General features: G+C 60.8%; 20 protein-coding genes. 10 read left to right on the forward strand and 10 right to left on the reverse strand.

Features of this window, described 5'->3' with window-relative positions; translation table 11 throughout:
- The first annotated feature begins 51 nt into the window (after window positions 1-51).
- Genes CWS72_RS07260 through CWS72_RS07270 form a run of 3 tightly spaced genes read left to right on the forward strand, consistent with a single transcriptional unit; the run spans window position 52 to window position 5,352 of the window.
- Window positions 52-810, forward strand: a complete 759-nt coding sequence (locus CWS72_RS07260; protein WP_199175573.1) for an ImuA family protein — start codon at window positions 52-54, stop codon at window positions 808-810.
- On the forward strand, window positions 731-2,263 hold the full coding sequence (locus tag CWS72_RS07265) for a DUF6504 family protein (protein WP_101249905.1): 1,533 nt from the start codon (window positions 731-733) through the stop codon (window positions 2,261-2,263). Before CWS72_RS07260 ends, CWS72_RS07265 begins: the two co-directional genes overlap by 80 nt.
- A complete protein-coding gene (locus tag CWS72_RS07270) occupies window positions 2,260-5,352 on the forward strand; it encodes an error-prone DNA polymerase (RefSeq protein WP_101249906.1) in 3,093 nt (1,030 codons plus the stop codon). Before CWS72_RS07265 ends, CWS72_RS07270 begins: the two co-directional genes overlap by 4 nt.
- 146 nt (window positions 5,353-5,498) lie before the next feature.
- Here the strand turns inward: CWS72_RS07270 and CWS72_RS07275 are convergent, their stop codons facing one another.
- Window positions 5,499-6,872, reverse strand: a complete 1,374-nt coding sequence (locus tag CWS72_RS07275; protein WP_101249907.1) for an SLC13 family permease — start codon at window positions 6,870-6,872, stop codon at window positions 5,499-5,501.
- A 280-nt stretch (window positions 6,873-7,152) separates the two neighbouring features.
- On the opposite strand from CWS72_RS07275, the gene CWS72_RS07280 reads away from it, so the two are divergent.
- The gene (locus tag CWS72_RS07280) at window positions 7,153-7,563 is read left to right on the forward strand and encodes a bacteriohemerythrin (RefSeq protein ID WP_158240542.1); all 411 of its coding nucleotides are present in this window, start codon (window positions 7,153-7,155) and stop codon (window positions 7,561-7,563) included.
- Between the two features lie 132 nt (window positions 7,564-7,695).
- The gene (locus CWS72_RS07285; protein WP_101249909.1) at window positions 7,696-8,154 is read left to right on the forward strand and encodes a type II toxin-antitoxin system RatA family toxin; all 459 of its coding nucleotides are present in this window, start codon (window positions 7,696-7,698) and stop codon (window positions 8,152-8,154) included.
- A gap of 166 nt (window positions 8,155-8,320) precedes the next feature.
- Here the strand turns inward: CWS72_RS07285 and CWS72_RS07290 are convergent, their stop codons facing one another.
- From CWS72_RS07290 to CWS72_RS27720, 4 genes are all read right to left on the reverse strand, one after another.
- A complete protein-coding gene (locus CWS72_RS07290) occupies window positions 8,321-9,043 on the reverse strand; it encodes an EF-hand domain-containing protein (RefSeq protein WP_146002662.1) in 723 nt (240 codons plus the stop codon).
- The gene (locus tag CWS72_RS07295; protein ID WP_101249911.1) at window positions 8,985-9,536 is read right to left on the reverse strand and encodes a Spy/CpxP family protein refolding chaperone; all 552 of its coding nucleotides are present in this window, start codon (window positions 9,534-9,536) and stop codon (window positions 8,985-8,987) included. Before CWS72_RS07295 ends, CWS72_RS07290 begins: the two co-directional genes overlap by 59 nt.
- A 178-nt stretch (window positions 9,537-9,714) precedes the next feature.
- Window positions 9,715-10,146, reverse strand: coding sequence for a CBS domain-containing protein (locus tag CWS72_RS07300; protein WP_101249912.1), 432 nt, complete (start codon window positions 10,144-10,146; stop codon window positions 9,715-9,717).
- A gap of 338 nt (window positions 10,147-10,484) precedes the next feature.
- Window positions 10,485-10,997, reverse strand: coding sequence for a hypothetical protein (locus CWS72_RS27720; protein ID WP_158240543.1), 513 nt, complete (start codon window positions 10,995-10,997; stop codon window positions 10,485-10,487).
- 5 nt (window positions 10,998-11,002) lie between these two features.
- On the opposite strand from CWS72_RS27720, the gene CWS72_RS07310 reads away from it, so the two are divergent.
- Complete coding sequence (locus CWS72_RS07310) at window positions 11,003-12,964, forward strand: TonB-dependent receptor plug domain-containing protein (RefSeq protein WP_158240544.1); 1,962 nt, start codon at window positions 11,003-11,005, stop codon at window positions 12,962-12,964.
- 6 nt (window positions 12,965-12,970) lie between these two features.
- The gene (locus CWS72_RS07315; RefSeq protein WP_101249915.1) at window positions 12,971-15,838 is read left to right on the forward strand and encodes a hybrid sensor histidine kinase/response regulator; all 2,868 of its coding nucleotides are present in this window, start codon (window positions 12,971-12,973) and stop codon (window positions 15,836-15,838) included.
- Between the two features lie 176 nt (window positions 15,839-16,014).
- On the opposite strand, the gene fcl is transcribed toward CWS72_RS07315, so the two are convergent.
- Complete coding sequence (fcl, locus tag CWS72_RS07320) at window positions 16,015-16,977, reverse strand: GDP-L-fucose synthase (RefSeq protein ID WP_274540587.1); 963 nt, start codon at window positions 16,975-16,977, stop codon at window positions 16,015-16,017.
- Window positions 16,970-18,043, reverse strand: a complete 1,074-nt coding sequence (gene gmd / locus CWS72_RS07325; protein WP_101249916.1) for a GDP-mannose 4,6-dehydratase — start codon at window positions 18,041-18,043, stop codon at window positions 16,970-16,972. The genes fcl and gmd overlap by 8 nt, the downstream gene beginning before the upstream one ends.
- Window positions 18,044-18,334: 291 nt before the next feature.
- Between gmd and CWS72_RS07330 the strand changes: the two genes are divergently transcribed.
- From CWS72_RS07330 to pgmG, 3 genes are all read left to right on the forward strand, one after another.
- Window positions 18,335-18,703, forward strand: coding sequence for a hypothetical protein (locus CWS72_RS07330; RefSeq protein WP_101249917.1), 369 nt, complete (start codon window positions 18,335-18,337; stop codon window positions 18,701-18,703).
- A 249-nt stretch (window positions 18,704-18,952) separates the two neighbouring features.
- Entirely contained in the window at window positions 18,953-20,359 is a 1,407-nt protein-coding gene (locus CWS72_RS07335) for a mannose-1-phosphate guanylyltransferase/mannose-6-phosphate isomerase (protein ID WP_101249918.1), read from the forward strand.
- 8 nt (window positions 20,360-20,367) lie between these two features.
- Entirely contained in the window at window positions 20,368-21,750 is a 1,383-nt protein-coding gene (pgmG, locus tag CWS72_RS07340) for a phosphoglucomutase/phosphomannomutase PgmG (RefSeq protein ID WP_101249964.1), read from the forward strand.
- Here pgmG and CWS72_RS07345 read toward each other — a convergent pair.
- The 3 genes from CWS72_RS07345 to rfbB form a co-directional block, all read right to left on the reverse strand.
- Window positions 21,730-23,817 carry a glycosyltransferase gene (locus CWS72_RS07345; protein ID WP_101249919.1) on the reverse strand — a complete coding sequence of 696 codons (2,088 nt, stop codon included), beginning with the start codon at window positions 23,815-23,817 and terminating at the stop codon, window positions 21,730-21,732. The two genes, pgmG and CWS72_RS07345, sit on opposite strands and share 21 nt — an antisense overlap.
- A 206-nt stretch (window positions 23,818-24,023) precedes the next feature.
- Window positions 24,024-24,896, reverse strand: a complete 873-nt coding sequence (gene rfbA / locus CWS72_RS07350) for a glucose-1-phosphate thymidylyltransferase RfbA (protein WP_199175574.1) — start codon at window positions 24,894-24,896, stop codon at window positions 24,024-24,026.
- Window positions 24,897-24,898: 2 nt separating this feature from the next.
- Window positions 24,899-25,957 (reverse strand): dTDP-glucose 4,6-dehydratase, encoded by a 1,059-nt coding sequence (gene rfbB, locus CWS72_RS07355; protein ID WP_101249965.1) that lies wholly within the window; start codon window positions 25,955-25,957, stop codon window positions 24,899-24,901.
- Between the last annotated feature and the right edge of the window lie 390 nt (window positions 25,958-26,347).

The raw sequence follows: 26,347 nt of genomic DNA on the forward strand, positions 1-26,347 counted from the left end.
CTCCCCTCCCGACTCAAGAATAGAACATTTCATGAACAAATGAGGTGGCCCTTGTCGTCGATCCCAGTCAGATCGCCGGAAACGCTGGCGCAGTTGAGGCGCCGGATCGCCGCCCTGGAAGCGCCCGAGGGGCAGGAAAACCATGCCGTCCTGCCGTTCGGCGTGGCGGAGATCGATGGCGTTTTGCCATGGGGCGGCTTGCCGCTGGGGGCGTTGCATGAAATCGCCGCCACCGGGGGGCTGGATGACGGGGCGGCGTTGGGATTCACCGCCCTTTTGCTGGGTCGCCTGGCCTGCCGGCAGGACAAGCCGGTGCTTTGGGTGGGCGATCGGGACGATCTTTATGCCCCAGGCCTGGCCTCTCTTGGTTTGCCGTCCTCCCGTCTGCTGATGGCGCGGCCGGGGCGCGGTCTCCATCCGCATTGGGCGATGGAGGAGGGGGCCCGCTGCCGCGCTCTGGCCGGAGTGGTGGGCGAGGTGTGGGATCTCGATGGCACGGCGGCCCGCCGTCTGCAGATCGCCGCCCGGGCATCGGGGGTTCCCGTTCTTGCGCTCAACCGTGGCGCCGGCAACGCCGTGGCATTGACCCGGTGGCGAATCGCCGGGGCTCCATCCGCCTTCCCGGACGACGAGGGCGGCGGCTGTCGCTGGTCGGTGACGCTGTCCTATTGCCGGGGGCGCGGGGTGACGGACGACGGAATCGTATCTTCGTGGTTGGTGGAGTGGAGTGATGAAACGCATCGTCTCCGTCTGGCTGCCGTTCCTGGCGACCGAACGGCTCCGCCGAAAGGCCGTCGCGCGGCCGGATGACGGTTTGCCGCTGGTCACGGCGGCGGATGGTCCCGTCCGCCGGCTGACCGCGGTCGATCCGGCCGCCCATGCGCTTGGTCTGCGGCCGGGTTGCCTGGTGGCCGACGCCCGGGCGATGGTGCCGGCGTTGCGCGTGGCTCCGGACGATCCGGGGGCGGAGCGGGCATTGCTCGACCATCTGGCCGACTGGTGCCGGTGCTATACGCCGCGGAGCGCGGTCGATGGGTGGAAAGGCGGAGCGGGCGGCGAGGGGGGCGGCTTGTGGCTCGATATCAGCGGCTGCGCCCATCTCCGGGGAGGGGAGGCGGCCCTGCTCGCCGACCTGCGGGTCCGGCTCCGCCGGCATGGCTTCGACAACCGCGCCGGCATCGCCGATACGGCGGGGGCGGCCTGGGCCTGGGCCCGTTTCGGCGAGCCCGGCGATCCCTGTCTGCCGTCCGGCGGGCATCGTCAAATTCTCGCCGGATTGCCGGTCGCCGCCTTGCGTTTGCCGCCGGTCGTCGTTACCGGCCTGGCGCGGCTCGGCTTGAAGACGGTCCGCGCTCTCGATGCCGTGCCCCGGGCCGGAATGATGGCCCGTTTCGGCCCATGCGTCGGCCAACGCCTCGATCAGGCCTGGGGCGTCGAGGACGAACTCATCGACCCCCGTCTGCCTGGCGCCGCCCATTGCATTCACCGGGCCTTCGCCGAGCCGATCGGCCGGCCGGCCGATGTGGCGGCGGGTCTCCTGCAAATGCTGGATCGTCTCTGCGCCGATCTCGAACAGGCGCGCCTTGGCTTGCGTCGTCTCGAGGTGACGGCGTTCCGTCTCGATGCCTCCCGGCAGTGTCTTGCCGTCGGGACCAGCCGTCCCAGCCGGGAGCCCCGTCATCTGTTCCGATTGCTGGAAGAGCCTCTGGCCGGGCTGGATGCCGGATTCGGGATCGAAATGCTCCGGCTCGCGGCGCCGGTGGTGGAGGCGCTGGACATCCGACAGTCCTCCATGGCCGCCGTGTCGGCGCCGGCGGATGGGGAAAGCCTGGAACATCTGCTGGACCGGTTGGGCAATCGTCTGGGATTCGACCGTCTTTACGGTTTCGCCGCCCGTCAAAGCCATTGGCCGGAACGGGCGGTGCGCCGCGTTCCGGCCGCGAGCCCGGCGTCGGCGGATGCCCGCTGGCCGGCCGCTCCTCGGCCCCTGCGGCTGCTGGCGCCGCCGGAAACGGTGGATGTGGTGGCGCCCCTGCCGGATGCGCCGCCGGTGCTGTTTCGCTGGCGCCGGGAAATCCATCGCATTGCCAGCGCCGAGGGACCGGAACGTCTATCCGGCGAATGGTGGCGGACTTCGCGGCCGGATCGCGATTATTACCGCGTCGAGGACGAGGCCGGGCGGCGTTTCTGGCTTTATCGGGATGGTTCCTACAGGGCGGACGGGCCGGCGCCGCGCTGGTATCTGCACGGGATCTTTCCATGAGCCGCTACGCCGAATTGCAGGTGACCAGCAACTTCACCTTCCTGGAGGGGGCGTCGCATCCCGACGAACTGGTGACGGCGGCGGCGGCCTTGGGGATGGGGGCGCTCGGCCTGACCGACCGCAACAGTCTGGCCGGTATCGTGCGGGCCCATGACGCGGCGAAAAAGGCCGGCTTGCGCTTGGTGGTCGGGACGCGTCTCGAATTTACCGATGGCGCCTCCGTCTTGTGTTTTCCCACCGATCGCGCCGCCTATGGCCGCCTGACGCGGTTGTTGACGATGGGCAAGCGCCGGGCCGGCAAGGGGCAATGCCGGATCAGCCGCGACGATCTGCTGACGGGGGGGGAGGGGCAGATTCTGGTGGTGCTGCCGCCTTCCCGGCTCGACCGGACATTCGCCGACCAACTCCGCGATTGGAATGCCGCCCTGCCGGGCCGGTGCTATCTGGCGGCGCAACGCCGCTTCCGGGCCGATGACGAGCGATGGATGGCGGGACTGTCCCGTCTGGCCGATGCAACCGCCCTGCCTCTGGTGGCGACCAACGATGTGCTCTATCACGCGCCATCCCGGCGGCCGCTGCAGGATGTGCTGAGATGCATCAGGGACGGTTGCGCCATCGCCGAGGCGGGGTGGCGGCTGTCGCCTCATGCCGAGCGCCATCTGAAGTCGCCGGCGGAAATGTCCCGCCTGTTTTCGTCCCATCCCGACGCGGTCGGCAGGACGCTGGAAATCGTCGAACGCTGTTCCTTCAGCCTCGACGAATTGCGCTACGAATATCCGAGCGAAGTCGCCGACGGAGTGTCGGCCCAGGAAAGACTGGCGTCTCTCGCCGAGGCGGGACTCCAATGGCGCTATCCCGACGGGGCTCCCGACAAGGTGCGGCAAGCCGTCGTCCACGAATTGGCGCTGATCGCCGATCTGGGCTATGCCCCCTATTTCCTGACGGTTCATGACCTTGTCCGTTTCGCCGAAAGCCGGAACATTTTGTGCCAGGGCCGGGGATCGGCGGCCAATTCGGCGGTCTGCTATTGTCTCGGCATCACCTCGGTCGATCCGGCCTGTTTCGATCTGCTGTTCGAACGCTTCATCAGCGTCGCCAGGAACGAGCCGCCCGATATCGATGTCGATTTCGAACATGAGCGGCGCGAAGAGGTCATTCAGTACATCTATGCCAAATACGGACGGGAGCGGGCCGGTTTGACCGCCACGGTGTGCCATTACCGGACCCGTTCGGCGTTGCGTGACGTCGGCAAGGTCCTGGGATTGTCCGAGGATGTGGTGGGGGCCTTGATCCGGGCCAGGGCGTTCAGTCCCGAACGGGTCCGCGAACAGGGGCTCGATCCGGCCGAGCCGACCCTGGCCCGCACATTGCGGATGGCCTCCGAACTGACCGGCTTTCCCCGCCATCTGTCGCAGCATGTCGGCGGTTTCGTCATGACCCGGGGACGGCTGGACGAATTGGTGCCCATTGAAAATGCCGCGATGGAAGACCGGACCGTCATCGAATGGGACAAGGACGACCTCGATCGGCTGGGGCTCCTCAAGGTCGATGTGCTGGCCCTCGGCATGCTGAGCTGCATCCATCGGGCCTTCGATCTGCTGCGCCGGCATTGCGGGCTCGATTATGCGCTGGCTTCCGTGCCGGGTGACGATCCCGCGGTTTACGCCATGCTGAGCCGGGCCGACGCCATCGGCGTGTTCCAGGTGGAAAGCCGGGCCCAGATGAACATGCTGCCCCGCCTCAAACCGGCCTGCTTCTACGACCTGGTGATCGAGGTGGCGATCGTCCGGCCGGGGCCGATCCAGGGCGACATGGTGCATCCTTATCTGCGCCGTCGTGCGGGAAAGGAGAGGATCGACTATCCCTCGCCTGAATTGGAGCGGGTCCTGGGCAAGACCCTGGGGGTGCCGTTGTTCCAGGAGCAGGCGATGAAGCTGGCCATCGTCGCCGGCGGCTTCACTCCGTCGGAAGCCGACCAGTTGCGCCGCGCCATGGCGAGTTTCCGTCACTCCGGTGCGGTGGATAAGTTTCGCGAAAAACTGGTCGAGGGCATGGTCGCCCGCCGTTACGACCGCGCCTTCGCCGAACGGGTCTTCCGGCAGATCGAGGGGTTCGGCGAATATGGCTTTCCGGAAAGCCATGCCGCCAGCTTCGCGCATCTGACCTATGTCTCGGCCTGGCTCAAATGCCATCATCCGGCGGTGTTCGCCTGTGCCTTGCTGAACAGTCAGCCCATGGGATTCTATGCTCCGGCGCAACTCGTCCGCGACGCCCGCGAGCACGGTGTTCCCGTCCGTCCGGTCGACGTCAATGCGAGCGTCTGGGATTGCACATTGGAAACCGAGGGTGGCCGCCCTCCGGCGCTGCGCCTGGGTTTCCGCCAGATCTCCGGGTTGTCTCCGTCCGAGGCTCTGGCCCTGGTCGCGGCGCGGGGCGAGGGTTACGATTCTCCCCATGCCCTGTGGCGCCGGGCCGGCCTCACCCGCAAGGCCCTGGAGGCCTTGGCCGCCGCCGACGCCTTCGCCGGCCTGGGATTGGGCCGGCGTGAGGCCCTGTGGGCGATCGGCGCCCTGACCGCGCCGCCGCCGCCCTTGTTCGCCGTCGCCGGGGTCGAGGCGCCGGTTGCCGGCCCGCCGGTTGTTTTGCCGGCCATGAGCCTCGGTGAGGCGGTGGTTGAGGATTACGCCCGTCTGCGCCTGTCGTTGAAGGCTCATCCGGTGGCCCTGCTGCGGCAGTCCCTTGGCCGGGAGAACATCCTTCCCGCCGCGTATCTGCGCCGACGTCAGTCGGGGCGGGTATCGGTGGCCGGGCTGGTCCTGGTCCGTCAGCGTCCCGGCAGCGCCAAGGGCGTCACCTTTCTCACTCTCGAAGACGAAACGGGCGTGATCAACGTCGTCGTCTGGCCGGACATCTTCGAACGGTTCCGCCGTCCGCTGCTGGCTGCCCAACTCCTGCGCGTCGATGGTCGGATCGAGCGACAGGATGCGGTTTTGCATGTGGTGGCGGAAGGCATCGCCGATCTCAGCGCCGCCTTGCGAAGATTGAGCGGGAATGGCGCGATAAGCGTGGCCTCACGCGATTTTCACTGAATGGATTAAAAACGAGAGCGGTTTGCGATCGCATGGAATCATCGTTTTTTCCGTCACCCCCGGACTTGATCCGGGGGTCCATGGATTGCCGGGTCAAGCCCGGCAATGACGAAAGGGTGAGTGACCCAACGTGGTCGCAAATCGCTCTAAATCCATCCCAGCAGCCGCCACCACAGGAAATTGATCGGCAGCAGGAAGACGATGGTGATGACGGCCAGCAGCAGGCAAAGGATCTGGGCCGGCCCCATGCGTTCCCCACCCAATTGCATGGCCACCACCAGAGGGGCGGATTCATAGGGGAGAATCGGATTGGAAAAGCCGAGGACCTGGCTCATCAGGATCGTGTCCAGGGGAAGGCCGGAGGCTTGCGCCATCTGCGCGGCCAAAGGGGTCAGCACCGCCGGAACGCCCGGCAGGGTGGTGGCCAGGCCGACCACGGTACTGACCGCGGAAAGGCTGGCGAAATTCATGATCGGCGAAGAGGGCGCGAGAGGGAGGATCTGGACGATGGCGTCGGCCAGGCGGCCGCCCAGGCCGGATTTGTCGACCAGCGATCCCAAACCCATGATGCCGGCCACATAGAACAGCGAGCCGTAATTGATCTGCTCGCCGAACGCCTTGCGGCCGACCAGACCGAACCCGGGGGCGAGAAGAAGCAATGCGGCCGCCATGCTTACCCAGGCGGGGCTGACATGATGGAGGGAATCGGTCATCCAGAAGGCGAGGGCGACGATCAGCAGCATCGCCAGCCAGCGTTCGTCGTTGCGGAGCGGCGTGCGGATGTCGGCACCGGCCGGTTGCGGGCGATCGGGACAGAGCCAGACGATCAGGGGAACCATGATGGCCGTCTTCAGAAAGCCGAGGACGGGAAAATGCAGCAGCAGATAGGTTCCATAGGTCGGGACGTAGCGATAGGCGGTTTCGGCGGCGCCGACCAGCACCATGTTCGGAACATTGGCCGGCAGGATGGAAAAGGTCGGGACGTGACAGCCGAAGGCGGCGGCCAGGACGATACCGGTCCGTCCCTTGCTGCCGGGGGCGAATCCGAAGCGCCCGGCCAGGCTGAGGGCGATCGGCATCAACAGGACGGCGCGACCCATGGATGAGGGCATGACGAAGCCCAACGTTACCCCGACCACGGTGACGCCGGTGATGACGCCCCAATAGCTGCCGCCGAAACTGCGTGCCAGACGCCGGGCGATCCGCTCGCCGAGGCCGGTGGTTTTCACCGCCACTCCCATGATCAGGCCACCGAAAATCAGCCACCAGGCCGCCGATTCGAATCCTCCGAAAATCACTCCGGGAGAGCCGATCTTGAACAGCATGGCCAGGGTGAAGAAGGCGATGGCGGTCACATATTCGGGGATCGCTCCCGTCGCCCATAGGCCGATGGCCGCCAGGCAGAGGGCCAGGGCGGCGCTTTCCGATGACGGCAACGGCCGGATGAGCAGAACCAGCAGGGCCGCGGCGACGGCCAGGGCCGCTCCAAGACGGGAGATCGATAATCGGCGATGGGACAAAACGCCTCTCCATATTTTGTCCCAGACCCTAAAGGGTATCGGACCTGATTCGCTTCGTTTGGCGGGACGGCGCTTCCGGTTATCAAGGTCGGGAAGCGGTCGGAATTTTGAATAACACCGTTCCCGTCCCGGGGAACACTGTCAATCGGTATCGTTCGGTACCATTTGTATGAGACGAGAGGTCGGGCTATTTTACCCTGCCGCCGGGAAGCCGGGGGGGAGGATAATTCCAAGCGGGCTCTCCAAAAAAGCATCGCCGATCAAAAGAGGGTGGGACGAAATGTCGCTTGTCGCGTGGAGTGAGGATCTGACCATCGGCGTGGCCGCGGTGGATGCCGATCATCGCAAGCTTTTCAGCTTGGTGAACTATCTTTACGATTCGATGATCGCCGGCAAGGAAACGCCGGTTATCGATGAATTCATCGACAGCCTGATTATATACACCAAGCAGCACTTCGAACGTGAAGAGAGCCTATTCGAGGAGACGTCCTATCCCGACCGCCTCGCTCATCGCCAGGAGCATGACGCATTGATCGCTCAAATCACCGAGGCGCACAAAAGATACAAGTCCGACGCGTCGGCGACCCAGCTTCTCGAAATGATCGGGTTTCTCAACAAGTGGATGATCGAGCATATTCGCAAGAGCGATAAGAAATACGCCCCCCATCTGAAGGAACGGGGTATTTCCTGACGGGTGGGCAGGGGCTGTTTTTCGAAAATAACCAACCCCCGTGAACCGGGGTGTGGGGCAGGAGCCTGTCGTGCCGTCCTTTCTTCCCGGGTGGGGCGGGTGCGTTTGGCGGGCATAGAAAAGAGGGGATGCATGGACCATAAAGTATCGGCTGGAACGTCGGTGGTCGGCGGTTGGGAATTGGCCTTTCCGCGGTATACGCCGGCGCAGTTGTTCGCCTTGGCGTCCGATATCGAAAGTTATCCCTTTTTCGTGCCGGGATGCGTGGCGGCGCGAATCATCGAACGTCGCGATAACCTCTGGCGTGTCGACAATGTGTTCGCCTTCGGTCCGGTCCGCCATCGCTTCATAAGCCATGCGGAGTTGAACCCTCCGGATGGTCTGGAAATCACCTCGACAGACGGACCGTGGAAGTCGTTCCGTCTGTCGTGGCAGTTCGCCCCTCTTGAGGAGGGCTGCCAATTGGGGTGCCGCTTTGCCGCCGAATTCCGCTCCGGCGTGGTGGCCACCATCGCGTCATTGGGGCAGCACGGCGCGGAACGCCGTATCATGGGGGCCTTTGAAAGGCGCGCCAAAGCCTTGTACGGATGAAAGAGGAGTCGCCAGAGCATCGAGCGTCAAATCTGACGCACGATGCTCTGGAAGCGGCCATTGAGGCCGCAGCCAAGCACGCGGATGCGTGCGCTAAGGCCAAGGGCTTAAAAAAAAGCCGGAGCGTGATGCAGATTTAAGGCATCACGCTCCAGGCCGTTTCCCGTCACTTCTTTTCGGACGCCTTGCAGCTCCCGGTCACTGTCTCCCGGGTTATCCGGCCGTCATGATTGTGATCGAGGCCACGGAAATTCTCTTCCGCCTGGTTTAGGAAATCCTGAAGCGTCACCTTGAAGCTCAGGGTCTTGTCCGCAGACATGACGGGATCGGCCCGCGTATCGACGCTGGGGCCGCGCTGTTGGGGTCCCCGTCCGCTATCGGAACGCCCGCCGGGGCCTCGCCGTTCGCCGGATCCGCCAGCCTGCCCGCCGCGTTGGCCGGCGGCATCGGGCGGTACGCCCTCGTCGGTCGGAGCGGCTTCGTAAGGGGCGCGGAATTCCGAAAGGTCGAGTGCCGTGACATAGCCGGCATGATGGATATCCATCCGGTCGAACTGCCGGCGGGCATCGGCGAGGAATTCGTCGTGGTCGATGACGCCGTCGTGGTTGATGTCGGTGCGATCAAACCATCCCGAAAGGGCATCTTCGCATTTCGGACGCCCGAGCAGGCCGCCGCTCAAAGGTTCGGCGTTGGGACTGAACTGAATGCTTAAAGACGGCTGGTCGCCGCCCGGCGGCCGCGATCCGCCCCGGCAGCCATCCAAGGCGATGGCCAGAAGGCAAAGGGCGGTTACGGTCCGCAGGCGGTGACCTGAAGATCTGACAGGGTTCTCAGGGTTGCGGGGGAAGTGGGCCGGGCTGGCCGAAAGGCACTCCATGAGGTGGCGCAAAATGATCTCCGTGCGGAGGGCGATCGAAAACCGTGCGTTGAGCCGGTGTGAGCACCTCGTATAACGCTTCCAGCGCGGGACGGGAAGATTGCAGGTTCTGCAATTTGACCGCGAGACCCTTTTCCATTTGGGCTTCTCGTTCCAAGGCCGTCGGCTTGGTCTCCCGCGTGGGCACGTTGGACAGGCAATCCGCCTGTTCCTTGCCGGCATTGTCGATTTGCACCTGTCGCCATTTGTTCCAGGCGGCTCGCTGCTTCTCTGTCAGATCCAGCTTGGCTTCAAGATAGGCGAGCCGGGCGATTTCATGGGCATGGTGTTCGTCGCAGAAGTTCTTGTGCCGGGCCACCGGGTCCTCCTCGGAATGGCGCATCTCCGATGTCGGCGCGGGAGGCTGCCCGGCCGGAGGCGGGCTGGGTGGGACACCCTGTGCGCAGGCCATCGTTGCCCACAGCAGGGGAAAGGCGGTGAGAAGAAAAGTTTTACGAATGGACATGGCGCTACCTTTACCTCGTCTCCGGATCCGAATATTTCAGTCGGGGCGGAATATCCGGAATTCAGACCCGCGATCTCAAAAAAAGACGGAGCCAAGGTAGCGATTTCACTTTTCAATAGTGTGACGTCGATTCGGCGATTTGGTAACAATGTGTTTCCCGGGTCGATCTTCCGGACGGTCAACTTCCCGCGACATAGGCCCGCATCGCCTCGGCCTCGGTTTCGACCCGTTCGAGACGTTCGATCACCAGATCTCGGATGCTGACGATTCCCGCGACCACGCCATTTTCCAAAACCGGCATATGGCGGAAGTGAAGCCGTGACATGGTCGCCAGGACGTCGCTGATCCTGTCCGTCCTGGCACAGGTGATCGGATCCGCGGTCATGATCGAGGAGACCCGCTGAAACAGGGCGTCCGCCCCTTGATCGTCCAGCACGCGGACCACATCCCGTTCGGTGAAGATTCCTGCCGCGGCTCCGTTCCGATCGAGGACGATCAGCGCGCCGATCTTATGCCGGGCAAGCAAGGCGATGGCATCGGCGACGGTTGCATCCCGATCGACGGTGGTGATGCCACGGCCCTTCTTCTCCAGGATTTCGGCGATAATCATCGGGATCCTCTCCTCGACGTTGCAACGATAAGCGGGGCTGTAGCCAGTTAGGATGAATGCCTCCCATCATTCAACCGTAAATTACGTGTGGGTAGTTGAAAAGGACGCAATGCGATAAGCTTATTCCGTGTGCTGCATAATCAGGTCACCACTTTGCGACGTTTTTTACAATGTTAACAGGACGGATTTCCGGCGATCTGAAGCGGGATAGCGCCGATTTTGCCGTTCATCGCCAGTCAAATTCTTGACGATGTTAATAAATTCGACCAATCTGGACAGGCTGCTGCTCATGATCAATCGGAAGACTCTGAATGCTCCGCGCCCCCGCGGTCGGAATGCTATTCCTGATATTGGCGATTATGCCCGGAACCGGTCATGCGACGACCCTGAACGAGCTGAAAGTCGGGGTTCGCGTCGTCGATTTTCTGGCGAATCCCCTGCGAGGGAAGATTCCATTCGCTTTGATCTATGACGCGCAGATAAAAGTCTCTTTCGATGATGCTCAGGCCATTTCGAATTGGGTGGCGAGCGGTGCCGCGACGGGCAAGGTCGAACTGGCTCCCGTTCTCGTCGATATCCATCAATTGGATGAAAACCAAATTTTTCGCGTCGGTTTCATTGCTGCGGGAATGGAATCGCATTACGGTCGAATTTTCGATTACGCGAGACGGAATCGGACGTTGATCATCTCGGCCGATCTTTCCTGTGTTCGTGCCGGTAAATGTACCGTTGGCATCGCCGGCGCGCCGCGTGTCGAGGTGATCATCAGTCAGCAGGCGGCTTTGTCTTGTGGAATCGAGTTTACCGAGGCTTTCCGAATGATGGTGACGGAAAACTGAGAACCCCACCATCGTCTTTGCTGCTGTTGACCCTCGTGCCCTGCTGCCTGTGGGCCGGGGACGCCGGCGCGCAGGGGTTGGACTACGGCCAGTACGAGACCCTGTTCGGCGAGCCGGTGACCATCAGCGCGACAGGTAAGCCCGAGCGCGTTTCGGACACGCCCGTCTCCATGGACCTCATCACGGCGGAGGATATCCGCCGGTCGGGGGCGCGTGACATCCCCACCTTGTTGCGTCGCTTGGCCGGCCTCGACGTTTCCCATGCCTCGACCAGCATCAGCGACGTCGGTATCGGGGGGTATATCCGTCCGTTGACCAGCCGCGTGATGGTTTTGATCAACGGCCGGCAAGTCTATTATGATGGTTTCGGTGTCGTGTTTTGGCCGACCTTGCCGGTCGAGATGCCGGAAATCCGGCAAATCGAAGTGCTCAAGGGCGCGCAAAGCGCTCTTTACGGCTTCAATGCTGTCGATGGTGTCATCAATATCGTCACCTTCGATCCCATCAGCGATCCGGTAAATGCCGTTCAGACGCGCTTTGGCAACCAAGCGCGGCGCGAGGTGGCGGCCATCACGACTCAGCCGTTGGGCGAGAGAGCCGGTGTCAGGATAACGGCGGCGGGCGACCATGCGCATGATGTCGGCATGGTCGACAAATCGGCGGCCAATGTCGCCTACGCCAAGAATCCCAATCGCCGTTCCGCCTCCCTGGATGCCGCCGTCATTCTTCCCGATGACAGCAAATGGCGGCTTGAGGCGTCGCATACCGATGTCACCGGGCGGGCGATTGCCTACAACGCTTTTCTGGATGCGCGCCTGGTGACGGATTCGGTGAAAGGCAGCTACACCGCCGATACGGCCATCGGGCGGATGGACGGCACCGTCTACTACACCCTGGTCGATGTTCCGTGGGGGGAAACCCAGCCCGTCGGTTCCGTCCACAATTACGACAGCACGCTCGTCGGGCAGCTATCGGATTTGTTCAAGATCGGCCCGGCGGACAGTTTTCGCGTCGGTCTCGAGGCGCGCCGCAACGCGATGACCTCCTCGATCCTGCGCGGCGGGACTATCGGCGGGGATCTGACGGCGGCGTCCCTCATGTGGGACCGCCAATGGACGCCGGCCATTTCGATGGTCAATGCCATCCGCTACGATTATTTCCAATTGGACCGCAGCGGGCCCGGCACCGTGCGCGACATTTATACCAACGAGGACTTCAATCGCAGTATTCAAGGAATCAGCGCCAATTCGGCCGTGATCGATAAATTGACCGAGAATGACAGCCTCAGGCTGTCCTTCGGCCGAGGTTTGAAATTGCCGACCCTCGGTAATTTCGGCCTGCTTCAGCATTATGTGCCCCAGTATTCGGGGCGTTACTTTTATGAAAATCCCAATTTGGCGGCTGCCGCGGTTTATGACTACCGGATCGGCTGGGACCACCGCGTCGCACCATTGGATGCGACGGCGCGCCTGTCGGTTTTTCACGATGTGACGACAAAATACGTCGGGACGGCCAATTTTCTCGTCAACAGGACGGCCGCCATCGTTTCCTCCATGGTGCCGGGATCCGTCACCAACGGCGTCGAGTTCGATCTGCGGCACAAGACCCGTGAGGGATGGATCTGGGGAGGGAACTACACTTTTGACCGTTTGCACGAGCATTTCGATCAGGGTCTGCATGATTCCCTGCCCGAACATAAGATCAACCTCGATGTCGGCTACGCCTGGGGCGAATGGGATGCCGAGCTTTACGGATCCTACGCCTCGGCGACCAAGGGTGTCATCATCACGCCCGGACTGCCGCCGAAAACGACCGTCGGACGGGTGAAAAGCCGGACCATTCTGTCGCCGCATGTCGGATGGCAGGCAATGGACAATATTCGTCTGGAATTGGCGGCCGAAAATCTTTGGCCCTATCAAGACACTCTGCCCCAGCGAATGGAGACGAGTTATTATCTGACGGTAACGATTACTTACTGAGGACGGATGGACGTTTCACCCAGGGAAATAGGCGCGCCGGATCGGAGCGGAGATGGGACGCTTTCGGATCGTAAGCCGACGGTCCACCCCACCGACTTGCCGTCGCTGCGCCGCCATATGCTGTTCGCCCTCCGGGTCGGCTTGTTGCCGGCTATCGTCTTGCTGTTCGTCGGGTTGCTGTTCCAACTTGGCACCTCGGCTCTGCACAATCAGGAAACCACCATGCGCGCGGTGGTGGAGACCGATTTGCAGAGCATCTCGCGGTTGGCGCATATCAACAGTCGCCTACAGGCGACCAATGCCGAAATCTATCGTTTGATGACGTTGGTGGCTGCCCGGGAGAAGACGCCGGATCTGCGTGAACGGATCGACGACTTCGGAACGCGCATCGACAAGATCATCGTCGACCTGCGGGACTATAGCGACAGCGAACCGGCGGCGGCGAAAAAGGTCTCCATCGACGAGTTCATCCGCAATCTCGAGCTCTACAAGGGGGCGATCTTCTGGGTCGGATCGATGCTGGAGATCGATTTTCCCAGCGCGGTGGCTTTCATCACGCCCTTCAATCAGCATATCGATCGGATGTCGGCCCAATTGACGACGATCATCACGGAGTCGACCGAGAAGGCCAACGAGCGAGCGGTCGAAGCCGCCAACGAATTGCACCAGGTGGCCAACTATTATGTCATCGGCGCCGGGGCGGTCAGCATTCTGGTGTCGATTTTCACCTGGCGCATGGGCAAGCGACAGGAACGGTTGTTCGTCACGACGGTGCAACTCGAACGGATGGTCGATGAACGGACGACCGCGCTGTTCGCCGCCAAGGAGCAGGCCGAGGCGGCGACCCAGGCCAAGTCGCAGTTCCTGGCCGCCATGAGCCATGAAATCCGTACGCCGATGAACGGCGTGATGACCATGGCCAAGCTTCTCCATCAGACCAATCTGGATCAGGAGCAGATGGGGATGGCCTCCGTCATCCTGGAATCGGCCAGCGCCCTGCTCACCATCATCAATGACATTCTCGATTTCTCGAAAATCGAGGCGGGTAAAATGGAGCTGGAGAACAGCCCCTTCTCGCTGGTGACCCTGGTTGAGGAGGCGACGGAACTTCTGATGCCGAGAGCCGAGGAGAAGCGCCTCAAGCTGGCGGCGTTCGTCGATCCCTTCGCTCCCGACCATTATCTGGGCGATCAGGTGCGCTTGCGCCAGATTCTGCTCAATATGATCGGCAATGCGGTCAAATTCACCGAGAACGGGCATGTTCTGGTCGAGGCCAGGGTCGAACCGCGGCTAGGCGGACCGCTTCTGTGCTTTACCGTCATCGATTCCGGCATCGGGGTTACCGAGGAACAGCAGAAGCGTCTGTTCCAGCCTTTCGAGCAGGCCGACAGTTCGACGGCCCGGCGATTCGGCGGAACCGGTCTCGGCCTCTCCATATGCCGCCGGTTGGTCGAATTGATGGGGGGCGAGATCGGCATGCGTCCGACCCCTGGCCGGGGTTCGACCTTCTGGGTGAAGATTCCTTGTCAACTGGCCGAGCAGGGCGCCGCCGCGCCCGAGCGGCCGCTTGCCGGTCTCAGGGCGCTGGTTGCCGTGGACGATGAGGATGTGGCGGGCATCTGGCGGAGTTATCTTGAATTTCATGGAGCGCGCACCTCCATCGCCTTGTCGGCTGCGGATCTGCTGGCCGAATGCAGGAGGTCCGCCGAGGCTGGGCAGGCCTATGATCTCGTCCTGATCGATAGCGACTTTGGCGGAGGAGGCTGTCTCGATTTGGGCAGTCAGTTGTTGCATGACCAGGCGTTCGGCGGTGTTCGGCCGGTTCTGGTGGCTTCCCGGGCGCAGCGTTCGACGCGGCCCGAGGCGGTTCGCCGAGGTTTCGTCCGGACCGTCACCAAACCCATTCGCCGCGATGGGCTGGCGCACAGTCTCGCCGCGGTTGTCGGACGCCGTTCCGGTCGTCCCGACACGCCCCCATTGGAGCCTGCCGATGCGGCGCGGTTCGATTGGGTGAAGCCTTCCGGTGACGAGGCCATGGCGGCCGGGGCGCTGATCCTGGTGGCCGAAGACAATCCGACCAATCAATTGGTCATGCAAAAACTGATGGGACGTCTGGGATATGCCATCGACATGGCCGGAAACGGGTATGAGGCGTTGGAGAAATTGCGCCAGCGTTCTTACGGACTGCTGATCGCCGATTGCCATATGCCCGAAATGGATGGCTATGAATTGACGACCCGCATCCGCGCCGAGGAAAGCAAGACGGGGTCCCACTTGCCGATCGTCGCCTTGACGGGGGATGCCTTGGCGGGGGCGGCTCAATATTGCTTCGATGTCGGCATGGACGATTATCTGAGCAAGCCGGTTTCCGTCGATCTGCTTGATGCCACAGTGCAACGTTGGCTTCCGGCGGCGGTTGCCCTTCGCCATCGCCGGTCGGCGCCATGCGCGGCGGACACTTCCCTGGCGACGGAGGCTCCTGTTCCGGCGGCGGTGACTCCCACGGCGGCGGACATTATCGATCTTTCCCAGTTGACCGAGGCGTTCGGCGGATTGACCGAGGATGCCGCCGCCCTGTTGGAGCAGTTCTACGCGAGCGCGGAAATCGACGTCGCGAAGGTGATTGAGGCATTGACCCAGAACGATACTCAACTCGCCCGGCAGACCGCCCACCATGCGGCGGGGGGGGCAAAGGGTGTCGGAGCGTTGGAGTTCGCCGCGGTCTGCGCGTCCATCGAGCGCCTTCTCATCGAAGGGGATGGTGGCGGACTCGAGCCGCTGGTCGGGCAGTTGACGCCGGCGCTCAATCGCGCCCGCCAACGCTTCGCCGCCTTGATGCCGCTCACCGGTCAGGACAACGGAGTAAACGCTTGATTTAACAGGCTGCGGGAAAAGTCGGAATTTCTGTCGTCATTCCCGCGAAAGCGGGAATCCATGCTCTATCGGAATCAATATTTGGTGTCCCGATAATGCGCTTACCGCGATATGGATCCCCGCTTTCGCGGGGATGACGACAGAAATGATATCACGAAGACTTTTTCCGCAGCCTGTTAACGCCTTTCGCGGACGCCGTCGGTTGCCAGGCTATCCAGATACCAGCGATAGGTCTGGCGCAAACCCTCTTCCAGCGAGATTCGGCTCCGCCAGCCCAGGGCGGCCAGGCGCTCGACGTTGAGCAATTTGCGCGGAGTGCCGTCCGGCTTGCTTGAATCGAAGACGAACTCGCCGGTAAAGCCGATGGTGGCGGCGATCGCCTCGGCCAATTGGCGGATGGTCACTTCGCTGCCGGTGCCGACATTGATCGGCACATCGCTTTCATGACGGCGCAACAGAAACACCGCGGCATCGGCGAGATCGTCGACATGCAGGAATTCCCGAAGCGGCGTGCCGCTTCCCCAGATTTCGACGGAGGGATTTCCCTCTATTTTCGCCTTGTGGATCTTGGCCAGCAGGGCGGGCAGGACATGGCTGGAGAGAAGATCGAAATTGTCCTCGGGGCCATAGAGATTGGTCGGCATGGCCGAGACGAAACGGCATCCGTATTGCCGGCGATAGGCTTGGCACAGTTTGATGCCGGTGATCTTGGCGATGGCGTACCACTCGTTGGTCGGTTCCAGCGGACCGGTGAGCAGGGAGTCCTCGTCGATCGGCTGCGGCGCGAGACGCGGATAAATGCAAGACGACCCAAGAAACAGGAGCTTGGTCACCCCGTTGCGATAGGCGGCATCGACGATGTTCTGTTCGATGGCCAGATTATCGTACAGGAACTCGGCCGGGCGCGTGGCATTGGCATGGATGCCGCCGACCGTCGCCGCGGCGAGGACGATCGCGTCGGGGCGTTGAGCGGCCAGCCATTCCTCAACCGCCGACTGACGGCGCAAATCAAGCTCCGCGCGCGTGACGGTGAGGATGTCGCAAGGTTCCTGGCCGAGGCGGCGGACCACCGCGGAGCCGACCATGCCACGATGGCCGGCGACCCAGATGCGGCGGCCGGCCAGTTCGAACTCAGTCAAGTCCGTGACTCCGTGATGAGGCCTCCGTACCGACGATGGCGAGGTCGGAACGAACCATCTCGGTGACCAACTGGCGGAAGCTCACCTTGTGGTGCCAGCCCAGTTTCTGGTGCGCTTTGGTCGGGTCGCCGAGCAGAAGCTCGACTTCGGTGGGACGAAAATAGCGGGGATCGATGGCGACCAATACATCGCCAGAGGCGGCATCGACGCCCGTTTCGTCCACGCCTTTACCGCGCCATTCGATCGTCCGCCCGACTTCGGCGAAGGCCAGTTCGATGAACTCCCTGACGCTGTGGGTCTCTCCGGTGGCCAGCACGTAATCGTCGGGGGTTTCCTGCTGGAGAATGCGCCACATCCCCTCGACGTAATCGCGGGCATGTCCCCAGTCGCGCTTGGCGTCGATATTGCCGACATAAAGGACGTTCTGCAGGCCCAATTTAATGGCGGCGACGGCACGGGTGATCTTGCGGGTGACGAAGGTTTCGCCGCGTGTCGGCCCCTCGTGATTGAACAGGATGCCGTTGCTGGCGTGCAGGCCATAGGCCTCGCGATAATTCACGGTGATCCAATAGGCGTAGAGCTTGGCCGCGGCATAGGGGCTGCGCGGATAGAAGGGGGTGGTTTCGGACTGCGGCGTTTCGACGACCTTTCCATAAAGTTCGGACGTCGACGCCTGATAATAGCGGGCGGTCTTTTCCAGGCCGAGAATGCGGATGGCCTCCAGCAGCCTGAGGGCCCCCATGCCGTCGGCATTGGCGGTGTATTCCGGCGTTTCGAAGCTGACCTGGACATGGCTCTGCGCGGCCAGGTTGTAGATCTCGGAGGGCTGGGTTTCCTGAACCAGGCGGATCAGGTTGGTCGAATCGGTCATGTCGCCGTAATGCATGTGAAAGCGGACATTCCGTTCATGCGGATCCTGGTACAGATGATCCACTCTCGCCGTGTTGAACGACGATGACCGGCGTTTCAAGCCGTGCACCACATAACCCTTCGCCAACAGGAGTTCGGCGAGGTAGCCGCCGTCCTGGCCCGTTACTCCGGTAATCAACGCTATCTTGTCGGCCATTGTTTACTGTTGACCCCCGAGGCGTTAATGAGGTGTTCGCAGGATGCGTCGTCGGAGGCGAAATGTCGACCCGGCATTTTGTCTTGGTTCCCCGAAACAAATGGCATCGAAGGTTCTTGAATTTTTTGTGGCGGGCTTGCCCGAAACGAAGCCGGCCCGGGGAAGGTGGGGGGTGAATCGCGGGCAGACTGGTTATTCGGGAGACAGTTGTTAATATGGCGACCGTGCATATTTATTTTCGGGGTGTGACGGGTGCTTGGTCGAGGTCTTAATCCTGCGCGGTTCGTGGCGTTGCTGGACGAATTTCGCCAGAAGGTCTGCCAGGAGCGGATTTCCGCCCGTCTTCAAGAGGTTAAGCAGGATGAGCTGATTGCCCTGGTCAAGCTGCAGGCCGAGGTGAAGGCTCGGTATCTGGTGGCCGTTCTGGATCTGATCGCCCCCAATATGACCGATCTGGAAAGCGCCGTGGCCGCCGCCCGCCGCTATCGCGAGTTGGCCGAGGAAATTCAAAAGGGGGTGCAGACCATCGTCGATGGTGTGGTCGCCCGCGAAATTTCCATGGCGGGGCTCGAATTCGGTCCGGAATTTTCGTCGGATATCGAACGCGCCATCCAGGAGTTCATCTTGGCGCATCAGGAAGATGACGATATTGCCCCGTAGCCTTTGAGGTATAGCTTTTTACAGATGGACACTCCCGGTATTCGGATGGAACTTTGCTATTCCTATCGGCCAACGGGTTAGAGCGAATCAATAGGCCCCAAGCCCAAGCGGCGCTTCCCGTCCGCCGCAGCGGAGCGCAGGCGTCAGATTAAACCTTGGGAATTGGAACGATAATTTCGCGAAGGGTCCTTGAGGTCCCTTTTTCACGGGGGGTTATGATCGGTGACGAACAGCTCAAAAATTACACCGGTGATTTTGTCCGGCGGGGCTGGAACCCGCCTTTGGCCATTGTCCCGTGAACAATTTCCCAAACAACTGCTTCCCCTGGCGGGCACGCATTCGCTGATTCAGGAAACGCTGCTGCGGTTTTCCGATTTGTCCCGTTTTGCCGCGCCGATCGTGGTGACCAACGAGGAAACCCGGTTTACCATCGGCGAGCAGATGCGGTCGGTCGGGATCGATTCGGGGGCGATCGTTCTTGAGCCCGTCGCCCGGAATACGGCTCCGGCCATTACGGCGGCCGCGCTCATGGCGGTGGAGAAGGATCCGGCAGCCATCCTGTTGGTCGTACCGTCCGATCACGTGATCGGTGACGTGCCGGCCTTTTTGGCGCAGGTTGCCGCGGCTTTGCCGGCGGCACGCGATGACGGGCGCCTGGTCACTTTCTCCATCCTGCCGACCCGCCCGGAAACCGGATATGGCTATATCAAGCGGGGCGAGCCTCTTGACGGTCATCCCGCCGTCTATTCGGTGAGCGCTTTTGTCGAAAAGCCCGATGAGCAGCGGGCCCACGCTTTTCTGACATCTGGCGATTATTTTTGGAACAGCGGGATGTTCCTCTTCTCGGCGGCAAGTTTTCTGCGGGAAGTCGAGCAGTATGCCCCCGAGGTTCTGGACGCCGTGCGCACGGCGGTGGCCGGCCGCACCGTCGATCTTGATTTCATTCGTCTGGATGCCGCCGCCTTCGCCGCCTCCCCCGGCATTTCCGTTGACTATGCCGTGATGGAAAAGACGGCGCATGTCGCCACGGTGCCCTGCGACATCGGCTGGACGGATGTCGGAGCCTGGTCCGAGCTTTGGCGAATCGCCGGGAAGGATGCAAACGGCAACAGTCTGCAGGGCGACGTCCTGGTCGAGGAAAGCCACAATTGCTATGTGCGGAGCGAGGGGATCCTCACGGCCGCCGTCGGCGTCGAGGATCTGGTGATCGTCGTGACCGACGATGCCGTGCTGGTCACTCCTCGTGGGCGCGCCCAGGACGTGAAGTTGGTCGTCGAGAGCTTGCGCCGGCAGGGGCGTCCGGAACTGACGACCCATGAACGGGTACACCGGCCCTGGGGGTCTTACCAGACGATCCAGAAGGGGGACCGTTTTCAGGTCAAGCGTCTCACCATCAAGCCGGGGGGGAAGCTGTCGCTGCAGAAGCACTATCACCGCGCCGAACATTGGGTGGTCGTCAATGGCACCGCCCTGGTGACGCGTGGCGAGGATGAGCTCCTCCTCCATGAAAACGAATCCGTCTATATTCCGTTGGGATCGCTGCACCGGCTGGAAAACCCCGGTAGGGTGCCGCTCTGCCTGATCGAGGTGCAATCCGGCGGTTATCTGGGCGAAGATGATATCGTCCGTCTCGACGACACCTACGGACGCAAATGAGTAAGACCATGTCAGCAGCGCATAGCTTTCATCCGACCATCCTCCGTGAATATGATATCCGTGGCATCGTCGGCGAGACCCTGTTCGCCGCGGATGCGGAAGCCATCGGCCGGGCTTTCGGCACTTTGGTGGTTCGCAACCAGGGACGAATGGTCTGTGTCGGCTATGATGGGCGGCTCAGCTCGCCCGAACTCGAAGCCGCGTTGGTCCGGGGACTGGTCTCCACCGGGCTGGAGGTGCGCCGGGTCGGGCGCGGGCCGACACCGATGCTCTATTACGCCGCTCAGACCATGGCGGCGGATGGCGGCATCATGGTGACCGGATCGCATAATCCGCCCACGCATAACGGGTTCAAGATGGTCTTCGGCGGAAAGCCGTTCTTTGCCGGGCAAATTCAGGAACTCGGCCGGCTCAACGGTTCCGGTGATCTGGAGATGCGCTCGGGGGGAACATCCGCCGAGGTTTCCGTGCGGGACGACTATCTCGAACGTCTATTGCATGATTACGACGGGATTCGTCCGCTGACGGTTGTCTGGGACGCCGGCAACGGGGCCTCCGGCGAAATGATGGCCGCGCTGGCGGCAAGGCTGCCGGGCCGGCATGTCCTGCTCAACGAGGTTATCGACGGCCGGTTCCCCGCGCATCATCCCGATCCCACCGAGCCGGAAAATCTCGAGCAATTGATCAAAGCGGTGGCTGAGGCCAAGGCGGAAGTGGGCATCGCCTTCGACGGCGATGGCGACCGGATCGGTCTCGTCGATGCCAAGGGCCGGATCCTGTGGGGCGATCAAATGATGATGCTGCTCGCCGAGGATGTCCTGCGGGAGAGGCCCGGAGCGATGATCCTGGCCGATGTCAAAGCGAGCAAAAGCCTGTTCGATCATATCGCGGCATTGGGAGGGCGGCCGGAGATGTGCCGTACCGGCCATTCGCTGATCAAGACGCGGATGGCCGAAACGGGCGCGCCGCTGGCCGGTGAGATGTCCGGGCATATTTTTTTCGCGGATCGCTATTACGGCTATGACGATGCGCTTTACGCGGCGGTCCGTTTTCTCAGCCTGATCGCCCGCTGGACAGGGCAGACATTGGCCGACCGTTATGATGCGTTGCCGCAGGTGTTCAATACACCCGAGTTGCGCATCGATTGTCCCGACGAGCGCAAGTTCGCCGTGGTCGCCGAGGTCAAGGAGCGGCTCGTCACAAGTGGCGACGACGTCTGTTGCGTCGATGGCGTCAGGGTCAGTTCGGCCGATGGCTGGTGGCTGTTGCGTGCCTCCAACACCCAGGCGGTCCTGGTGGCGCGTTGCGAATCGACCACAGAGGCGGGACTGGCTCGGTTGAAACAAATTTTGGCCGGCCAACTGGAACCGTCAGGCCTTGTTTTGGGATGATGGAGCGGCAAGTGGCGGCGCACCTGCAGCCTTGCGGAGGGCTGCGGAGAGGCGCGGGTAAACGGCCGACACACAGTATTCTCTGGCTACGAGGTTCCGCCCTTCCGATCCCATGCGGCTACGGAGAGCGGGCGTGCGCGCAAGGGTTAGGATGGCTTCGCGCCATTCCTCTCGGCTATTGGCCAGGAAGCCGTTGATCCCATGCTGAACGACAGTGTTGTTCATGCCGACAGGAGAGGCCACCACGGGTAGGCCGACAGCCATGTATTGGATGAGCTTGAAGGCGCATTTTCCCCGCGTCCAGGGATCGTCAGTCAGGGGCATGATACCGACGTCGAAATTGTATAATTGTTCGACTTCGTCGGCTTCACGCCAAGGCAGGGTTGTTGCCCCGATCCTCGTGAAGTCGGCGTGACTGGCGCCGATCACCGTGAAACTGGCGATTCCTTCCGAGATGAGTTCTTCAAGCGTCGGGAGTAGCGGGCGCAGATACTGTTCGGCCGTGGATGGAGTGCCGATCCAGCCGATCCTTATGGGTCCGCCGTGTTCTGCTGAGCGGTCAGGATGATCGCGATCGAGATCCACCGGAGTTGGCAGTTGAACGATTTCGCGCGCGTGTGCCTTTCGAGCCCAATCTGTGAGGACCGAATTCCCGACGATGACTCCCCGCGCCTGTTGAATGAGGTGCTCAAATTTTTTCCCGAGTAGGGCGCGGACGAGAGGGGAGGGGTGGGTCGCGTAACGGAGGAACCACGCATCATCGAAGTCCAAGATAAAAGGCATGCCGCGCATCGCAAACTGTTCAACGATACTTGGTATCCAGGGCAGGATCTCCTTTTCCACCCAAATCAGGTCGAAATTTTGGGCGTCGTGCAATACTTTTAGTCGCCGTCGATAACATTTGAGGATAGCGCCAGAATCGACTTTGCGGTCTCCGTAGAGAGCGGGAAGATAGGTTTCGTCAAAAAAAGGCGATACGGTGACGTCAATCCCTTCTGCCTTGAGAGCCGGCAGATAGTTGAGAAAGCGGGTGCGGCTACTAGCCCCCTGTCGAGGATATCGGGTCAGGGCGAGGATGGAGATTGGACGGGCTTCGGATCCGCTACGCGCTTCCAAGGAGGATATGGGCCTATTGCCCCGGGACAGAATGTTCGGAAGATCGGCCCAGAGCATGAGAGAGCCCTGCACGGCATCGGTGATGGCGGTTAGCGAGGCGTTCAGAACGCCTTTGAGACTCCGCGCGAGTGGGGCGATTAGCAGGCCGTCGAGCGCGAGAGCTAGGGAGCCCGGCCAACCAAAATATTTCCAGGCATATTGGATGCGACCGCGCGCGTTGTAGAACTGGCGCCTTGCTTTGATCCGGTCGGTGGAGCCGCAGCCGACGTGCGTGGCGCTGACGGCGGCGTTGTGAACGCAGATTCCTCCATCCAACGCAATCCTGCGGCAAAGGTCCACATCTTCGTAATAGACGAAAAACTGTTCATCGAATCCACCCAACCGAGTAAAGATCGAGCGGCGGATCAGTAAAAATGCCCCCATGATTTGGGGGACTGGGCGAGTATCCTGATGATCCCACTCGGTCATGAAATGAGGAGGAAACAGGCGCGGCACGAGACGGTCCAGTCCTACCGATTGTGCCAGCATGCGGCCGACTGTGGGGAAGCGAGCGCAACAACGTTGGGTCACGCCGGCAGTATCGTTCAAGCGAATGGACGATGCCGCGATTTTCCGATTGTCCGCGGCCTCCATGAACATGAGTGCGCCCCGTAGCGAATCTCGACCCAGTACAGTGTCGGGATTGAGAAATAAAATATAATCTGCGGTGGATTCTGCTGCTCCAATATTACAGGCTGAGCCGAATCCAAGGTTTTCGGGCAAGCGGATCGGTATGAAGGGGGGGGACGCAAAAGGCAGATCGTCCATGGAGCCATCGGTGGAAGCGTTGTCGACTACCACCATCCTTTGCAGCTCGACGTTACCTAGGTCACTGGTGAAGACAGATTCTAGGCACTGGCGTAGCAGGGAGCCGGCGTTCCAGTTGACAATGACAATATCAAGGCTAGGCATTTATTAAAATCCGTTCGGCTCGATATTATGTGGTGGCCGAGAGGGCAGGTTCTCTCCGTGAAAATCGTTGAATATGAGCTGCCTTAAGCAGACTGCCATGGAACTTTCCTAAAGCAGAGGGAGTATTTTCTGCGTGTATTATAGATAAAAATATTTTTGTTAACAGGTGGTATTCTTTGGAGAGCAATCATTTAAGAATCTGATCCCTAGGGATCTTCTGCTGCGAGGTCGATCAGATATCGTCCATAGGCGTTTTTTGAGAGCTCCTGCCCAATACGCAACACGTCGTCTTTCGTAATCCAATTCTTGCGATATGCGATTTCTTCCAGACACGCGATTTGGAGATTCTGCCGATCATTGACTGCGCGAACGAATTCCGCCGCCTGCAGTAGGGAGGCATGAGTCCCCGTATCGAACCAGCAATAACCACGGCCAAGGAACTCTACGCTCAGGCACCCTGCCGCCAGGTAGGCGGCATTGACAGAGGTAATTTCGAGTTCACCGCGAGCCGACGGTTTGACCTCGCGGGCAATGTCCAGCACACTGTTATCATAGAAATAAAGCCCAGTGACAGCCCATTTCGATTTGGGAGCCAGCGGTTTTTCCTCAATGCTGATGGGTCTTCCTTCCGCATCCAATTCGACCACGCCGTAGCGTTCGGGATCGCGCACACCATAGGCAAAGATTTTCGCGCCTTGGTTGACGGCAGCAGCTTTTTGCACCGCAGCGGCAAGCCCGTGACCGTAAAAAATATTATCACCCAGTACCAAGGCGACACTGTCGGAGCCGACGAAGTTCCGACCAATGATGAAGGCCTGCGCCAATCCATCCGGGGAAGGCTGGGGTGCGTATTGAAGCGATAGACCCCATTGCGATCCGTCACCGAGTACCCGGTGGAAAGCTTCCAGGTCAGCGGGTGTGGTAATAATCAGGATATCGCGAATTCCGGCCAGCATCAGGGTGCTGAGCGGATAGTAGATCATCGGTTTGTCATAAACAGGCAGTAATTGCTTGCTAACCGCGATAGTGACCGGATAGAGCCTGGTTCCCGAGCCACCAGCAAGAATGATACCTTTCATGGTTATTTCCCCAATCCAACACGCTCTGCTCGATAGCCGCGATCGAGAATGCTCTTCCACCACTCCCGATTGTCTAAGTACCAGCGCACGGTTTTTCTAAGTCCTGACTCGAAATTCTCCTTGGGCGTCCACCCCAGTTCCCTCTGGATCTTGGCTGAGTCAATAGCATAACGGCGATCATGTCCCGGTCGGTCCGCAACAAAAGTGATCTGGCGTCGGCGCGGCCCCTCCTGAATTGGGGAGAATTCGTCCAGCAGATCGCAGACTGCCTCGACGACCTGGAGATTGGTCCGTTCGTTATGTCCACCGATGTTGTAGCTTTGCCCAGGCTCCCCCTGTTCAACCACCAACCGCAAGGCTTGAGCGTGATCTTCCACATAGAGCCAGTCGCGGATATTGCTGCCACTGCCGTAAACCGGCAGGGGTTTCCCCTCCAGACCTCGGATAATAATTAGCGGGATCAGTTTCTCCGGGAAATGGTAGGGGCCGTAATTGTTCGAGCAATTGGTGATGATCGTCGGCAGCCCATATGTCTCGAACCACGCTCGGACCAGGTGGTCGGAGCCTGCCTTGGACGCGGAATAGGGTGAGTTCGGGGAGTACGGCGTCGTTTCGGTGAAAAAGCCGTCGGCGCCCAGCGAACCGTAAACCTCGTCTGTCGAGATATGGTGAAAGCGAAATGCCGCCTTTTTCGTTCCGTCGGTCAACGCCTGCCAATATCCCAACGCTGCGTCCAGCATGGTGAACGTGCCGACCATGTTGGTCTGGATGAACTGACCTGGACCGTCAATCGATCGATCGACGTGTGATTCTGCTGCCAAATGCATGACCGCGTCAGGTTGGTATTCTGCGAAAGCTTTTCCAACCGCCACCGGATCACAAATATCGATTTTCTCGAACCGATAGCGGGAATCTCTTAAATGCGTAGGAATGGAATCTAGATTGGCAGCATAGGTCAACTTGTCCAGGTTGATAACGCGATCCCCGGTTTCAGTGAGGATCTGGCGCACCACCGCAGAACCGATAAAACCTGCACCACCCGTTACAAAAATGGTCTTCATCTGGAGCCTGCTAATTCGTTCGCACAAAAATTTATAACACATTAAATTTTTTGATGCTGTTTCGCTGCCTGGAACGTCAACGCGCGGACCTCTCTAGTCAGGATTTTTATGCGGCCATAGACGGCCTCCCCCCGGAGACCGTTCCATACGAGCGGCGTAAAATGCAAAACTCTCAACATTATGCTTTCCATGGTCCCGTCAAGCGCATATCGCATTTACGATACGCAAAAGCCTTATACTGATTTTGGGCCGGAATGATAGAGCAAAGCGATGGATGCTGTACGCCAGGACTTATTCTGGCTCGCCTGGGAATCCCCTTCATCAGTCTCTCTATACCGAAGTCTCTCTATGCCAAAAGTTAGTATAAGAGCGGTTAACCTGGATTTTGTG

The sequence above is a fragment of the Telmatospirillum siberiense genome (assembly GCF_002845745.1).
In the GTDB taxonomy this organism is placed as follows: Bacteria; Pseudomonadota; Alphaproteobacteria; order Rhodospirillales; family Magnetospirillaceae; genus Telmatospirillum; species Telmatospirillum siberiense.

What these genes read in the sequence shown, in the direction of transcription:
- rfbB (WP_101249965.1), bottom strand. Translation starts at nt 25,957, where the DNA reads ATGAAGACCATTTTTGTAACGGGTGGTGCAGGTTTTATCGGTTCTGCG.
- CWS72_RS07295 (WP_101249911.1), bottom strand. Translation starts at nt 9,536, where the DNA reads ATGTCCATTCGTAAAACTTTTCTTCTCACCGCCTTTCCCCTGCTGTGG.
- gmd (WP_101249916.1), bottom strand. Translation starts at nt 18,043, where the DNA reads ATGGCCGACAAGATAGCGTTGATTACCGGAGTAACGGGCCAGGACGGC.
- CWS72_RS07345 (WP_101249919.1), bottom strand. Translation starts at nt 23,817, where the DNA reads ATGCCTAGCCTTGATATTGTCATTGTCAACTGGAACGCCGGCTCCCTG.
- CWS72_RS27720 (WP_158240543.1), bottom strand. Translation starts at nt 10,997, where the DNA reads ATGGTGGGGTTCTCAGTTTTCCGTCACCATCATTCGGAAAGCCTCGGT.
- CWS72_RS07270 (WP_101249906.1), top strand. Translation starts at nt 2,260, where the DNA reads ATGAGCCGCTACGCCGAATTGCAGGTGACCAGCAACTTCACCTTCCTG.
- CWS72_RS07285 (WP_101249909.1), top strand. Translation starts at nt 7,696, where the DNA reads ATGGACCATAAAGTATCGGCTGGAACGTCGGTGGTCGGCGGTTGGGAA.
- CWS72_RS07265 (WP_101249905.1), top strand. Translation starts at nt 731, where the DNA reads ATGAAACGCATCGTCTCCGTCTGGCTGCCGTTCCTGGCGACCGAACGG.
- CWS72_RS07300 (WP_101249912.1), bottom strand. Translation starts at nt 10,146, where the DNA reads ATGATTATCGCCGAAATCCTGGAGAAGAAGGGCCGTGGCATCACCACC.
- pgmG (WP_101249964.1), top strand. Translation starts at nt 20,368, where the DNA reads ATGTCAGCAGCGCATAGCTTTCATCCGACCATCCTCCGTGAATATGAT.
- CWS72_RS07315 (WP_101249915.1), top strand. Translation starts at nt 12,971, where the DNA reads ATGGACGTTTCACCCAGGGAAATAGGCGCGCCGGATCGGAGCGGAGAT.
- CWS72_RS07280 (WP_158240542.1), top strand. Translation starts at nt 7,153, where the DNA reads ATGTCGCTTGTCGCGTGGAGTGAGGATCTGACCATCGGCGTGGCCGCG.
- rfbA (WP_199175574.1), bottom strand. Translation starts at nt 24,896, where the DNA reads ATGAAAGGTATCATTCTTGCTGGTGGCTCGGGAACCAGGCTCTATCCG.